The 14,083-nt window shown below is 61.1% G+C and carries 10 protein-coding genes; 1 reads left to right on the forward strand and 9 read right to left on the reverse strand.

The features are described from left to right. Positions 1 to 104: 104 nt before the first annotated feature. The 9 genes from ACZ495_RS00355 to ACZ495_RS00395 form a co-directional block, all read right to left on the reverse strand. Complete coding sequence (locus tag ACZ495_RS00355; protein WP_012625505.1) at positions 105 to 1,187, reverse strand: hydrogenase large subunit; 1,083 nt, start codon at positions 1,185 to 1,187, stop codon at positions 105 to 107. Further along, positions 1,184 to 1,720 (reverse strand): NADH-quinone oxidoreductase subunit C, encoded by a 537-nt coding sequence (locus ACZ495_RS00360; RefSeq protein ID WP_012625504.1) that lies wholly within the window; start codon positions 1,718 to 1,720, stop codon positions 1,184 to 1,186. Before ACZ495_RS00360 ends, ACZ495_RS00355 begins: the two co-directional genes overlap by 4 nt. Before the next feature lie 22 nt (positions 1,721 to 1,742). Further along, on the reverse strand, positions 1,743 to 2,321 hold the full coding sequence (locus tag ACZ495_RS00365; RefSeq protein WP_012625503.1) for a 4Fe-4S binding protein: 579 nt from the start codon (positions 2,319 to 2,321) through the stop codon (positions 1,743 to 1,745). Between the two features lies 1 nt (position 2,322). Then, complete coding sequence (locus ACZ495_RS00370; RefSeq protein ID WP_041724975.1) at positions 2,323 to 2,757, reverse strand: NADH-quinone oxidoreductase subunit B family protein; 435 nt, start codon at positions 2,755 to 2,757, stop codon at positions 2,323 to 2,325. Between the two features lie 25 nt (positions 2,758 to 2,782). Next, a complete protein-coding gene (locus tag ACZ495_RS00375; protein ID WP_012625501.1) occupies positions 2,783 to 3,754 on the reverse strand; it encodes a respiratory chain complex I subunit 1 family protein in 972 nt (323 codons plus the stop codon). Then, entirely contained in the window at positions 3,751 to 7,488 is a 3,738-nt protein-coding gene (locus ACZ495_RS00380) for a complex I subunit 5 family protein (RefSeq protein WP_072311456.1), read from the reverse strand. The genes ACZ495_RS00375 and ACZ495_RS00380 overlap by 4 nt, the downstream gene beginning before the upstream one ends. A gap of 877 nt (positions 7,489 to 8,365) precedes the next feature. Then, positions 8,366 to 9,364 (reverse strand): NAD(P)H-dependent glycerol-3-phosphate dehydrogenase, encoded by a 999-nt coding sequence (locus tag ACZ495_RS00385; RefSeq protein WP_012625499.1) that lies wholly within the window; start codon positions 9,362 to 9,364, stop codon positions 8,366 to 8,368. Positions 9,365 to 9,486: 122 nt separating this feature from the next. After that, positions 9,487 to 10,875: a M14 family metallopeptidase gene (locus tag ACZ495_RS00390; RefSeq protein WP_464262451.1), complete on the reverse strand. Its 1,389-nt coding sequence runs from the start codon at positions 10,873 to 10,875 to the stop codon at positions 9,487 to 9,489. Between the two features lie 478 nt (positions 10,876 to 11,353). Then, positions 11,354 to 11,551 carry a heavy-metal-associated domain-containing protein gene (locus tag ACZ495_RS00395; RefSeq protein WP_012625497.1) on the reverse strand — a complete coding sequence of 66 codons (198 nt, stop codon included), beginning with the start codon at positions 11,549 to 11,551 and terminating at the stop codon, positions 11,354 to 11,356. A 162-nt stretch (positions 11,552 to 11,713) separates the two neighbouring features. Here ACZ495_RS00395 and ACZ495_RS00400 point away from each other — a divergent pair, with 162 nt between their 5' ends. Further along, complete coding sequence (locus ACZ495_RS00400) at positions 11,714 to 14,083, forward strand: heavy metal translocating P-type ATPase (protein WP_464262452.1); 2,370 nt, start codon at positions 11,714 to 11,716, stop codon at positions 14,081 to 14,083.

The following is a 14,083-nucleotide window of genomic DNA, read 5'->3' on the forward strand; positions in this document are numbered from 1 at the left end:
TGCCGTGCGCCGGGCCGGTTTTTATCCGGCGGAACGCCGCAGGGGCGTTCCGCGCGGAAAAATCCGTTCTTCCGGCAGCATCCGGCATGCATCGCCGTACTGCCCTAGCGTTCCGTGCAGGACACGCAGGGGTCGATACTGTTGGTGATCAGGGCCACATCGGCCACCTTGCAGTCACGCATCATCACGCCCAGAGCCTCCCAGTTCATGTAGGAAGGCACACGCCACTTGAGGCGCGAGGGTATGTCCGTCTCATTGGTGCGGATATAGTAGAAAACCTCGCCGCGCGGCGCTTCAGAGCGGGCGCAGGCCTCGGCCGTGCGTATCTGGCGCATGGGGGCCGTTACCTCGCCTTCGGGCATGCGCGCGATGCACTGGCGGATGATGCTGAAGGATTCGAGCACTTCGTGCATGCGCACCATAGTGCGGGCGTGGATGCAGCCGCTCTGTTCCACAATGGTTTTAAATTCCACATCAGGATAGGCGGCGTAAGGCGAGTCCTTGCGCACGTCCAGCTGCAGGCCGGAGCCGCGCGCCACAGGGCCAACCACGCCAAGGCGGATGGCGTCTTCCTTGGGCAGCACGCCAAGGCCCTTGGTACGGGCCAGAACCATGCTGTTGGTGTCGTAAATCTCGCGGATTTCGTCCACCTGCGGCTCCACCTTGTCCAGCATTTTGCGCATGTAGTCCAGCAGCTCCGCATTGACATTGTATTTTACGCCGCCAATGCAGTTCGCAGCCAGGTTCATGCGGTTGCCGTAAACGGTTTCTTTCAGGTCCTGCATCATTTCACGCACTTCCATGACGTGCATGAACAGCGACTTGAAGCCGATGATGTGCGCCTGAATGGCAGTGTTGAACAGGTGCGAGGCGATACGCTTGATTTCTTCCGCCACTACGCGCAAATAGCGCGCGCGGTCGGGGATGGTGATGCCCAGCACGTTTTCCACCACCATGCTGTAGGTGAAGGAGTGGCTGTTGGAGCACAGGGAGCACACGCGTTCGGTAAGCGTGACGTTTTTGACCAGGTTGCGCTGGGTGGCCATGGCCTCCATGCCGCGGTGCACATGGCCGGAGGTCAGTTCCACGTGACGCACGGTTTCACCGTCCACCGTCAGGTGGAAGTATACCGGTTCCTCAAGGGCCACGTGTACCGGCCCGAGAGGCATGGTGAAGGTGCTGGTCATGACTGGTTCTCCTTATCCTTGAGGATGCGTTCCCACAGGTCGGTGGTACAGGCGCCGTTCATCATGATGGAAAGAGGCACGGCTTCGTTGAGAATGCCCGCGTCCAGCTCTTCATCAAGAAAGAGCCGGCGGGGATTGGGCTGCCCCGTGACCTGAATGCCGTAAAGTTCCATCATTTCCCGTTCGTGCCAGTCCGCGTTGGCAAAGAGCGGCGTGATGGAGGGTACGGTGGGCCACTCGCCGTTAAGGGTCACGGTCATGTTGTAAACAACACCATCCAGTTCAAAGTGGTAACACACTTCCTGCATGGGCTCGCTGAGCTGGCGGCGGTTATAGGCCGTCACCATGGCCAGACGGGCATCGGCCTGGCGCAGTATTTCCGCGCCGCGGGTGAGCATGCGCGGCGTACCCAGCCGGAACCAGTGGAAGGCATTGCCGAAACTGTCGGTACTGTGGTGGATGGCGTCGGCCTCGGTGCAGAGGGCGGAAAGGTCCTCGATGACTTTGGCGTTGCCGTTAATGGTCTCTTGCATATGTTCTCCGCGGTGCAGACCGCTAATCTTTTGTGGGAGCCGCCGAGGTTACGGCCTTTTCCACCGGGGTTTCGCCCGGTTCCGGCAGCAGGCAGGCGTTGCGCTTGGCGTCTTCAATCTGACGGCATTTGGGACAGAGCCTGCGTGTCAGCTCGGGGTCGATCTCGTCGTTCCAGGCATAAAGCTTTTCAGCCAGTGCCTTGGGTATGGGCCGCATAAGCTCGCCGCACTGGGCGCACGGTTCATACTTGATGGTGTGCTGCTCAAGCCTTTTATATTTTTCGGTCTGGGCGTGCGCCGAATGCCAGTCTGTGCTGATGCTCATGGCCCCGGTGGGGCAGTAGTGGCGGCACGAGGCACACAGGCAGCACGAGTTTTGCCAGATGGTTATGGTAAAGCCTGAACTGTCGGGCAACTGGCCGATATGGATGGCCCCCGCAGCGCAGGAGTGACGGCAGATGCCGCAGCCCATGCACAGGTCCGGGTCAACAACGGCCCTGCCGCGCAGGCGCTCGGGGGTGAAGGTTTCGCCCAGAGGAAAAGGATCGGTGCTGGGGCCTTCAAGCAGGTTGCGGAATAAAACTTTAAGAAAGCCCGCCATATTATTCCTCCACGCCCAGTTTTTTCAGCCAGATGGACCGGGCCAGCACTACGCCTTCAAGTATGGCCTGGGGGCGCGGGGGGCAGCCGGGTACGTTCACATCCACGGGCAGGTAGCGGTCAATGGGGCCTTCAATGGAGTACCCTTCGCGGAAGACCCCGCCGGATATGGGGCATATGCCCACGGCCACCGTGACCTTGGGTTCGGGAATTTCATCCCACACGCGCAACACACGGTCGCGCACCCTTGTGGTAAGGGGGCCGGTAATAAGCACAATATCGGCATGGCGCGGGCTGCCGCAGTAGCGGCAACCGAGGCGTTCCACGTCATAGCGCGGAATACAGGCCGTGGTGGCCAGTTCCACGTCACAGCCGTTGCAGGAACCGGCATTGATGCGGAACAGCCACGGCGAACGCACGGAAAGTTTTTTAAGCATATTGTCAAGCGACACGGCGGCCTCCTTACATCACCCAGACCAGTATCAGGCTGCACAGCGCAAGGGCTGTGGGCACAGTCACATAAAAGCGAAACGCCTGGTCAATGCGGAAACGCCCGGTGGCCGACTTGACCAGGGTGAGCGAAACCAGCATGAGCGCGAAACACTTGAACAGGAACCACAAGAGATTGATGGGCCACCATTCAGATATGGTGCCGGGAAAGAAAAGCGCAACCCCCAGCCCCAGAACAACGAAGGTTTTGAGAGCCGACGTTATCTGAAAAAGCGCCAGCAGCGGGCCGCCGTATTCCAGCAGCGGGCCTTCGATGATTTCTGTTTCGGCCTCGGGGATGTCAAAGGGCACAACCCCCATAGTGCCGGGCAGAAAGATCAGATAGGCCAGAAACGCCGGTATCATGGACGGGTTAAAGCCGAAAGATCCGGCCTGCTGCTGCAGGGCCACGATTTTGTAAAGCGAGAATTCCGCGCCCCAGGCTCCGCCCGCAAGGGTTTTGCCTGTCAGCATGGCTACAGCCAGCAGAATCATGAGCAGAGGCGTTTCATAGGCGAACATAAGGGTCATTTCGCGTGAAAAGCCCACTGCGCCGAAGGGCGAGCTTGAGGCCGAGCCGCCAAGCATGATGGCCATGGCCGGAATGGGCAGCAGGTAAAAGATCACCAGCAGGTCACCCATGTTGAACAGGCCGTTATATACGCCCGAGATGGGGATAAAGGCGGCACAAACGGCCATGCCCGTGAAGCCGAAAACCGGGGCCAGCAAAAATGCCGGGCGGCAGGCGGTACGGGGAATCATGGTTTCCTTGGTCAGCAGCTTTGCAATGTCCAGCCAGGGCTGCACCAGGGGCGGCCCCACGCGGCGTTGCAGGCGGGCTTCTACCCGGCGGTCCAGTCCTTTGAAGAACATGGCCACCATGAGGGCAAAGGCCCCGCCGGGGAAGACGCACATATGCAGTATGGCAAGCAGGGTATCGCTCATGAGCGGTTCTCCTTGGGCGCGCGCTCACTGCCGAGAAGGCGCGTGAGGCCGCCGTAAATGCTGGAAGGCGTCATGCGGCTGGTGGCCGTTTCGGGCGGCAGGCCGCAGGTGTGCACGTCGATTTCGCGCAGGCGGGTAAAGCGCTTCACAAACCAGCAGCCGCCCGCGAAAGCCAGGGCCATCATCACGAACATGCCCGTGGCGTTCCAGGCTCCCGCGCCTGAAAGCACGCCGGAAAGGCCCACGTTCAGAGGCATGAAGCCGTATTCAAACAGCACCGAATTGATGGGCCCGAGTGCAAGGCCGGGGAATATGCCCGTAAGCAGACAACCTGCGGCCAGAATGCCCATGGGTACACGCATGATGCGCGGCACTTCCCTGATTTCGTCAAGGTCGCGGGCGGGCTGGCCCAGAAAGGCCGCGTGCAGGAACTTGGCTATATAGGCCATGGTCAGCACGCTGCCGATGAGGGAAAGCAGCGCCAGGAAGGGCTGACCGGCTTCCATGAGGGCATGGTAGATAAGCCATTTGGACGAGAAGCCGCTGGTGGGGGGAACACCCACCACCGAAAGCCCGGCAATGGCGAACATGGCCAGGGTAAAGGGCATCTTGCGCCCGATACCGCCCAGGTCGTCCAGTGTTTCCTTGTGGCTGGCAAACATGACTGCGCCGCAGACAAGGAAGAGCAGGTCTTTGAAGAAAACGTGGTTGATGACGTGCAACATGCCGCCCGCGTAACCAAGCGCGCCGCCTGCTGCCACGGCGAGGACCATGTAGCCGAGCTGGCTGACCGTCGAGTAGATGAATATCAGCTTGATGCCGTTGCTGCGCAGCGCCTGAAGGGCGGCCATGATGATGGTGATACCGCCTATCCACATGACGGCCACGCTGATGGAGCCTTGTTCAAACCCGCCCAGAACCCCGGCGAGGGCGAAACCGCCGCCGAGCAGCATGAACAGCTTGATAAGCCCCAGTATGGCGCTCTTCAGCAGAACCGAAGAGATGTAGCCGGACACGGGGGTCGGGGCAAGGGCCGGGTGCATCTGCCAGTCAATGCGGAACGGCAGCTGGGCGGCCTTCATGACAAAACCGGCGGCCAGCAGGGCCATGCCAAGCCAGGCCGCGCCCGGCGACAGGCTGGGAGCCATGCCTTCCAGCAGCAGGGTGCTGAAGGGGGTAAAGGGTCCGATAACGCACAGGCCCACAAAGATGAAGCCCGCGCCGAACACGTTGAAGATAAAGTATTTGAAGGCCTCACGCAGGGATGCCTTGTCGCCTTCGTGGGCAATGGCCAGGTACAGCGTCCACGAACTCATGATTTCCCAGAACAGGAAGAAGCTCAGCAGGTACTGGCTGGCCGCCATGCCCACCAGACCGCCGCACATGGCGGTAAAGGCGCAGTAGAAGCGCCACTGCCGATGGCTGTGTTCCATATAGCCCAGTGCATAGGCCATATTGACCGCGCCAAGCAGGGGGACGATAAGGGCAAAGCAGAAAGAGAGCGTGTCCAGACCGCGCCCGAACAGGATCACCAGCAGGGCGGTGGCAAGCAGTACTCCCACGCTGGTTTTGCCCGCCATGATGCGGTTCTTGTGGAATAGGGCAGGCAAAAGCGCGCCAAATACGGGGACGACCACATATATGGGCCAGCTCACGTTCATGGCCAGCAGCACCGATGCGTCGGAGGGGTTGGGTACGAAGGCAAGGCTGGCTACGGGAACCACAATCTGCATGGGCAGTTGCGGCGCAAGGCCAAGCAGCAGACACAGGGCGGCAAGTGCTCCCATGCCGAGACGCATGGTCAGGGGCGCTTCGGTGGCTTTGGGCAGGTAGTCGGGGCGTTCCTCAAAGACCAAGGTCTTGAGGATGCGTGTGTAGTACACAAGGCCCACCAGTGATCCGCCGAGAATAAGGGCGGCCAGCCAGAGTTGCCCGGCCTCTGTGGCGGCCTGTATCATCAGGAATTTGCTGTAAAACGCACCAAAGGGCGGCAGCCCCATAATGCTCACAAGGCCAATGCCCATGCAGGCCACGGTGAAGGGCATCTGGCGGCCCAGGCCGCGCAGGTCGGCAAGTTTGCGGCTGCCGCTGCGCAGGATGAGCGCGCCTGCGCCGAGGAAGAGCAGGTCCTTCATTATGGCGTGGTTGAACATGTGCCACAGCGCGCCGGTTGTGGAAAGCCACGTGCCGATGCCGAGCACCAGCGCGATTTCACCGATCTGTCCCAGTGTGGAATAAGCCAGCATGCGCTTGATGTCGTCCTGCCGCAAGGCCATGACCTCGCCCAGGATGAGGGTGGCGGCACCCGTGAAGACCAGGCCCGTGCCGAGCCAGGAAAGCCCGAACAGGCCCGGCAGGCTGCTGACCATGGGCCGCATGAGCAGCACGGCCACAATGCCGAAGATGCCCATCTTGGTTATGATGCCCGACAGGGGGGCCGAAACCGAAGAAGGCGCGGCCGGATGGGCGTCGGGCAACCAGGAATGCAGAGGCACAAGGCCGGCCTTGACGCCAAATCCCGCCAGGCAGAGCACAAAAGCTGCCTGCACCACCGGCGTGGGTACAAAACCCTGACCGAGCATGAGCAGGCCGGGCAGCATGAAAAGCGCGCCGCCCGCGCACATTATGTAGTATTTGAGGCCGGCGTCAAACGCGCTGCGGCGTCCTTCGTGTACCACCAGAAAGTAGGAGGCGAAGGTCATGAGCTCCCAGTAGCCATACAGGCCTGGAGCATCAGAGCTTGAGACTATGCCGGCCAGCGAGGCGAAGGTGAGCAGCAGGAAGAACCAGTAGCGCCCCTGATGGCGCCCGTGGATGTAGCCCTGCGAGTATACGCAGACCACCAGGGCCACCAGGCTGGTCATGATCAAAAACAGTTTGGCTGTGGGGCCGGCTTCAATGGCAAGGGCCAGAACAAAGGCCAGGGCCGCGAATGCCGTGCCCACCACTGGCGCCTGCCGCAGGCGGGCCAGAAAAGCCCCCCCGGCGATAAAGGCGCCGAGGTAATAGCACCAGTAGGCCGGATGCACGGCCGCATGGGGCGCGGCAAATCCGTACTGGCCGCCGATAAGCCCGGTCAGCGGACCGCGCAGAAGGCCCATGAGGGCCACAGCCGCAGCCAGGGCCAGCACCGGCAGGCTGCTGCCGCGCATGGGGCCAAGGGCCGTGTGCGTGTCTTCCGACGCATCTTCCAGCGCCACGCGGCGCACGGCGTCAACATACAGCCAGATGAAAATGGTGGTGGCCAGGGCCATGACCAGCAGGGCCACAAGCCCGCCGGGTATGGCTTCAAGCACCGCCGCATTGATGAAAAGGCGGGCTTCAGGCAAGAGAAACGGCGAGCCGCCCACTGAGGCCAGCAGGCCCAGGGCGAATAGTGCCGCCGTCCAGGGGTGGCGCTGCCCGGAGCCGCCGAGGTCGGCCAGTGTGACGGACCCGCGGCTACAGGCAGTGCCTGTATGGCAGGCCGAAGAGAGCCGGGCCAGAGCCGTCCAGGCCAGTCCGCGCGCGGCTGCCTGGAAGAGTATGAAGAGCCATAAGCCGGTGGCGCCGGCGGCGGTTCCCGCCCCAAGCCCCAGGCAAACAATGCCTGCATCATGCAGGGCGCCCCAGAGGATCAGGCGTCGCGGGTCCTTGCGCTGGCGCACGGCCTGAGCCGCGGCATACAGCATAAGGGCCATGCCCACCAGAAGCGGCACCAGCAGGCCGCCAGCCGAGAACAATGATTCCGTCATAATTCGCCCCGTAGTTTGCGGGTCTTCCGGGCCAGCCCCGTGCTTGCCCCGACTATGCTCTCTCCTGACATGGTATCACATCCATACCGTATCGTGAAAAAAATAGTAAAAAGAGTGTTACCAGCCTTATCGCACTTCGCTACTCTGCGCAAGTGCTGATTATTCCACCAAAAAAATAGAGGTTACGTTAAATTGCACAGGTGTGGCGCAGGTTTTTCCCGTAAACTTGCAGTGTGTGCAATAATTCACAGTGATGTGACGTATGTTTAAATTGTATAAAATTGTGTGTTGACTGTGCATTCAGTCTATACTTGCGCTATGTTAGTTGTACGCACAAACAGTTTTTGAATTGTTTATGTCTTTAAATGATTGCGCTCACGCCCCGCTTTTTATCTGTCTGGATGTGTTGCAAGCTACCATTGGTTAAGAAGGCGTTTTTATGAATATCGTGCTACTGAAAAAAATTATCAGCGCGAATGGTTTTGTGGCGGAACTCAATATGTGATTTATTGGGCGATGGCGGTGCGTTTTTTTGATTCTTCAGCAATGTTTTTGTGTTACTGAAGTTTTCCGGCAAGAATCCAGATGTGAGCGTGCAGGTGACGCAACAGGCGGGCTGGAGGTGTTGCGGAAGCGGGCCGCTCCTCAGAGCGTGTTGTTTCGGGGATGTCTATTCCCGGTATGTTGCGGCGGACTGCGGCGTTGAATCGCACAACTGCATGACGGCGCGGCTTTTTTCATGCCCCTTGGGGCAATAGCAGTTGTTGGCGTGTGCTTTGGCGCAGCCGTCGAATGTATTTTAACGTCAGACTGCTTCGCCTGCAAAAACACGCAGGGTGTACCCGGAGGAAACTGAAGTGCGGGCTGGGTGTGGGGGCTATTCTTCGCGCAGGTCCCTGGCCATCAGGTCGCTCAGCACGGTGGGCGGGGCCATTTCCTTGTAAAGGATGCCGTAAACAGCCCTGGTCAGCGGGGCCTCCACCTGGAGCTTTTGCGCCATCTCATGGATGGCGGCAGTGGTTTTTACGCCTTCGGCCACCATGCCGAGGCTTTGCGTGATATGCTCGAGCTTTTCTCCCCGACCAAGCCGCAGCCCCACCTGGCGGTTTCGTGAAAGGTCGTCGGTGCAGGTCAGGGTAAGGTCTCCCAATCCGGAAAGGCCCATAAAGGTGTGCGCTTGCGCGCCGCGCGCGACACCAAGGCGGCTCATTTCCGCCAGCCCGCGGGTGACGAGCGCAGCGCGGCTGTTGGCTCCAAGACCCAGACCGTCGCATGTGCCTGCCGCAATGGCCATGACGTTTTTGAGCGCGCCGCCCATTTCCACTCCAACCACATCCGTGCTGGAATAGCAGCGAAAGGCAGGGCCGGAAAAGACGCCGCGCAGGTAACGGCCCAAAGCTTCGTCATACGAAGCCAGCACAACGGCCGTGGGCAGGTCGCGCAGCACGTCAGCGGCAAAGGACGGGCCGGACAGAACCGCGTAGCGCGGGTTGAGGCCGCCCAGTTCCTGAGCCGTTATTTCGGCGCAGGTTGCCAGAGAGCCTGTTTCTATGCCTTTGGCAGCATTGACGAGGGTTACGCCCGGCTGAAAATGGCAGGCATGACCGGCAAGCCAGGGGCGCAACTGCTGGCAGGGAACAGCAAGCACCACCAGAGGCCGGGCGAGCACGGCCGGGTCTGTTGTGGCCGCGAGGCGAGGATCAAGCGGCAGGCCGGGCAGGTAGCGCGGATTTTCGTGTTTCCGGTTGATGGTCCGGGCCACAGCATCATCGCGCAGCCATATGCTGACATCGTGTCCACCACGGGCCAGCAGATGCCCGAGGGCCGTGCCCCAACTGCCGCCCCCGGCTACACAGACGGATATTTTATCAGCCATGTTTTTCCTGTACTTGTCTTTATAAAGCAGTTCAACGTAAAAATGCCGATTTGCTGCCCGGGAAAGCCCCCCTTCCGGGCAGCGCCCGGAGGTGCAGCAGTCAGGGAATTGTGGGGCACAGCTTAAAAGCCCAGGGCAGACTCCGGCCCGGGAACAGCAGGCAGCGGCGCGGCGTTGCGGACGGTGTGCGATCCGCTTGGGCGTTTCCGGTCTCCATCACCAAAGCAGACCAGAAACATGCCGCTGAAAAGCTGACCCCGGTAAACTTCTACCCGGAATATCCGGGCCTGTCTGTCCACCGAAAAACGCGGCATGAAGTCTTTGCGGCGCAGTTCCACACCCGTTTCGTCGGGCTGCCCGTTCTCAAAGCCGATGGCGTTGACCCTGTAGCCCTCAAGAGGGTGCACCAGCAGGCTGTCTTTTGCATAAACGATCTGCCCGAATGGGACCAGGGTGTCCTGCCCGTCCACGCGCACCGGAGCTGCGCCAAGGCTGTCGTCCACTTCACGCCATTCGGGGCGGATGAGGGTAATCATGCGATTGCCGTAGTGGACGCAGTACTGGCCTTCATGGCCTTTGGCACAGGGCAGTACTGCCATGATGGGCTTGGTCGGCACGGCGCGGGCCGGAGCGCTTCTGGGCAGGGGCAAATAGTTTATGGCAGGCCGGACGTCTTCCAGGGGCAGAAAGACCCGGTTGTCGGCAAAAGATACGGCCAGATCGTCCTGAAGCGCCTGGCGTACGCCCTGGGGTGTAAGGGAAAACGAGCGGCTGAAGTCCACCCCTGCCTGCCGCAAAAAGGATTCCACCATCAGCAGATGGTAATAGGCACGCAGTTCCACAGAAAATTCCTTGCTGGCTTCAAGGCCGAAGGCCGCCTTGCCTTGCCGCACGGCATAGTAGGAAAGGCTTTTTTCCATTTCGCGGTCGCCCGCCGCCGTATTGGTATTGCGCACATGCAGGCGGTGGTCGGGGGCCAGAAGCCCCGCGTTGGCGGCGGCCACGGCTTCGTCGGCCATCGCGCCCAGAGAACTCATGAATGCGCCGGGCAGGCTGGCCTGGTCAATGATAACCGACTGGCCCCAGCGCGCGGGATTGCGCAGCCTGTTCTCGTATTGATGGCGATAGTAGCCGCTGCCGTCATGCAGGTTCAGCACCAGGGCCACATCGGGGTGGTCAATGATATCCTGTATGCGTCGAACGGTGACATACTCCGGGTCACTGTGGTCAAGGCGGGCGAACTTGCGGTTCATGTCGCCATGCAGCCCGCGCGACCGCTTGATGATACTGGGAAAATTGAGGTTGGGCACTACCCATACACTGCCGTTTTCCACGGTATAGTGGGTGGTCAGCAGGCTTGCGGCCGAGAAGCCGCCCGGCTCATCTCCCTGTATGCCACCCACAACCAGCACCGTGCGCGGCCCGCCTCCCAGGTGCACCACGGTAAAATCCAGAGAAAAGGCATCCTGCGCCCGCGCGGCGGCCGCCAGGCTGAGCAGGGCGCAACACATCAGCAGGCTGCAGATACATTGCTGTGCCGTGGACAGGCCCCTGTGCCTCTTGTGTGCTTGTGAGAAAGGTCTGTATACTTGCATGGCGGTACGGTTTGGGCGCATGGTTGTCCGGACGGTCTGCCTGTAGGTTATGGCCGCTGCACTACCTCGGGCCGTGGTGCCTGTCCGGCGCGGTTTCGGCCATTGCGGCCCGGCCTGTTTCGCGCGGATGACGGCATGCCGCGGTCTCTGCCCGGACATGTCATGCCGTTGCGTTTTTTTGCCCTCGCGGCCTGTGGCGAACCGGCCGGAATTTTTTCGCGGCGGTGCGGGCATAGCGGGCTACATGTACGCCATGCAGGCGCGAACGGCAAGATGATGGGGCTTGAGGCGAAGTGACGTTGTGCCTGTCCGGGTGCGCAGCCCGCGCCGGTCTTTTCTGCTGAAAAAACCGGCGCAGAGCCGCCGCGCATTGCCGAAAAGGCTCAGGCGGGGCCTATTCCGGGTCAAAACCGATATTGCTGATGGCCGTGCGCAGGGCGTCCATATCCACGGGGCCGTCCTCTTCATAGCGCAAGACTTTTTCGTCCAGGTCCACCAGCGGATTTTTTATGCCGGCAACCTTGCCCGCCGCTTCTTCCACAGCGGCCTTGCAGTGTCCGCAGCTCATACCATTGACTTTCAGGCTTTTCATCATATCCTCCTTGGGGAAACAGTTTTCAATTTCAATGTGGTGCAAGTTTACGCGCGGTCATGGCAAATGACAAGCCACGGCAAAACAAACCTGGGTCGGACAGGCGGGGTGCTCTGTGCAGCGCCGTGCTGTGCCCGGAACAGAAAGGGCTGGAGGACGAATATGAGCGAGGCCATTGCTGGTAAGGACGCCGCTGAAGGGGCATGCCCCCTGCAGTTTGATATTGGCGGCATGCACTGCGCTGCCTGCTCTTCGCGCATCGAGCGCGTGGTAGGCCGCATGGACGGGGTGGAAAAAATCAGCGTCAACCTTGCCACCGCCAAGGCAGAAGTGTGGGCCAGCCCCGGCCGTGAGGACGAGGTGCAGCACCAGATCATGGGGCGGGTCGCCACGCTCGGCTTCAGTGCCACCCCTGCCAGCGACGATGACGCCTCGACCGAATTTGCCGAAGGCAGGGCAAGGGCCATTAAAGATTCGCGCCACCGTTTGCGCAGGCTTGTGCCCATGGCCTGCTTCGCCGTGCCTCTGCTTGTTGTATCCATGGGGCATATGGTGGGCCTTGACTTGCCCGGCTGGCTTGATCCGCACGCTTCGCCGCGCGCCTTTATGCTGGTGCAGCTTTTTCTCAGCCTGCCCATAGTCTGGCTTGGACGCCACTTTTATGTGGACGGCATCCGCGCGCTGCTGCGCAAGGCTCCGGCCATGGACAGCCTTGTGGCCGTGGGTACGGGCGCGGCTTTTCTTTACAGCCTGGTGAACACGGTGCTGGGCCTCATGGGGCTGGACCCGGTGGAACGGGCCATGAATCTTTATTATGAATCCGGGGCCGTGCTGCTGACCATGATAGAGCTGGGGCAGTTTCTTGAGGCCACGGCAAAGCGCAAGGCTGGCGATGCCATGGGCGCGCTCATGAGCCTTACCCCTGAAACGGCCCTGCGGCTTGACTCTGCGGATGAGGCCCAGCCGCCGCGCGAAGTGCCCCTGTCTGAGGTCAAGGCGGGTGATCACCTGCTGTTGCGCCCCGGTGGTCGTGTGCCTGTGGATGGCGAGGTGCTTACCGGCAAGAGCGCCGTGGACCTTTCACTGCTTACGGGCGAGTCCATTCCTGTGGCAGTGGGGCCGGGAGACAAACTGGTGGCGGGCAGTGTTAACGGTGAAGGCTCGCTTACCCTGCGGGCCGATGCGGTGGGCCGTAATACGCGCCTTGCGCGCATTATCCGTCTGGTGCGCGAGGCTCAGGGCAGCAAGGCTCCCATTGCCCGCCTGGCGGACAGGGTGAGTTATTATTTCGTTCCTGCGGTCATGATATACGCGGTACTGGCGGCGCTGGCATGGCTGGTGTTCAGTTCCGAACCGGTTACCACGCCGCTGACGGTCTTTGTGGCCGTGCTGGTTATGGCCTGCCCCTGCGCCATGGGTCTCGCCACGCCCATGTCCATCATGGTGGGAACCGGGCGCGGCGCGCAGCTTGGCGTGCTCATCAAGAACGGCTCCGCTCTGGAGCAGGCCGGGCATATCAATGTGCTTGCCGTGGACAAGACCGGAACCCTGACTACGGGCAAGCCCGTACTCACCGGGGTGACCCTGCTGGAGGGGGCCGGAGAGCTTGACGAAAACGGTCTTCTGAGTCTGGCCGCCGCCCTTGAGGCGCGTTCCGAGCATCCGCTGGCCCAGGCCCTTATCAAGGCGGGCCATGACCGTAACCTGCCCGCCCGTCGTGTAGAGGACGTGGTGGTGACGCCCGGCATGGGCATCGCAGGACGGGTATTTGCCGATGGGCAGGGCTGCCGGGTGGCCGTGGGCAATCGCGCTTTTATGAAGGAGTGCGGCCTTGAGGTTTCCCGGGATGTTGTGGACCGGCTGGCCGTGCTGGCCGAGGCCGGACAGACTCCCTTGCTGCTGGCTCTTGACCGGGGCGGAGAAAACCGTCTGGCTGGCATATTGGCGCTAGCGGACGGCATACGACCGGAATCGCCCTCAGTGGTGGCGCGTCTGCGTGAAATGGGCGTGCGCGTTGTCATGCTTACGGGCGACAATGAGCGCACGGCCCGGGCTGTGGCCGCGCAGGTAGGTGTGGATGAAGTGGCGGCCGGTCTGCTGCCCGCAGAAAAGGCCGATTATGTGCGTCGTCTGCAGGAGGAGGGGCATGTGGTAGGCATGGTGGGTGACGGTATCAACGATGCCCCGGCGCTGGCCCTGGCAAATGTGGGCATGGCTGTGGGAACAGGCGTGGATGTGAGCGCCGAGGCCGGAGACATCGTGCTGATGCGCGGCGGCATGGAGGCCGTACTTACCGCGCTGGCGCTTTCGCGTTCCACCATGCGCAATATCCGGCAGAATCTCTTTTGGGCATTTGGCTACAACGTGCTGGGCCTGCCCGTGGCGGCCGGTCTTTTACATGTTTTTGGCGGCCCCATGCTTTCGCCCATGATAGCGGGTACGGCCATGGCCCTGTCGTCAGTGTCCGTGGTGACCAACGCCTTGAGACTGCGTTTTTTCAAGATAGAGCATTCTAGTTTTGAAAAAGTTTAA

The organism is Desulfovibrio sp. GTC20076 (assembly GCF_055385905.1).

Bases quoted from the DNA above. Each gene is read 5' to 3' on its own strand.
- ACZ495_RS00355 (WP_012625505.1), bottom strand. From the start codon at position 1,187: ATGACCAGCACCTTCACCATGCCTCTCGGGCCGGTACACGTGGCCCTT.
- ACZ495_RS00360 (WP_012625504.1), bottom strand. From the start codon at position 1,720: ATGCAAGAGACCATTAACGGCAACGCCAAAGTCATCGAGGACCTTTCC.
- ACZ495_RS00365 (WP_012625503.1), bottom strand. From the start codon at position 2,321: ATGGCGGGCTTTCTTAAAGTTTTATTCCGCAACCTGCTTGAAGGCCCC.
- ACZ495_RS00370 (WP_041724975.1), bottom strand. From the start codon at position 2,757: ATGCTTAAAAAACTTTCCGTGCGTTCGCCGTGGCTGTTCCGCATCAAT.
- ACZ495_RS00375 (WP_012625501.1), bottom strand. From the start codon at position 3,754: ATGAGCGATACCCTGCTTGCCATACTGCATATGTGCGTCTTCCCCGGC.
- ACZ495_RS00380 (WP_072311456.1), bottom strand. From the start codon at position 7,488: ATGACGGAATCATTGTTCTCGGCTGGCGGCCTGCTGGTGCCGCTTCTG.
- ACZ495_RS00385 (WP_012625499.1), bottom strand. From the start codon at position 9,364: ATGGCTGATAAAATATCCGTCTGTGTAGCCGGGGGCGGCAGTTGGGGC.
- ACZ495_RS00390 (WP_464262451.1), bottom strand. From the start codon at position 10,875: ATGTGTTGCGCCCTGCTCAGCCTGGCGGCCGCCGCGCGGGCGCAGGAT.
- ACZ495_RS00395 (WP_012625497.1), bottom strand. From the start codon at position 11,551: ATGAAAAGCCTGAAAGTCAATGGTATGAGCTGCGGACACTGCAAGGCC.
- ACZ495_RS00400 (WP_464262452.1), top strand. From the start codon at position 11,714: ATGAGCGAGGCCATTGCTGGTAAGGACGCCGCTGAAGGGGCATGCCCC.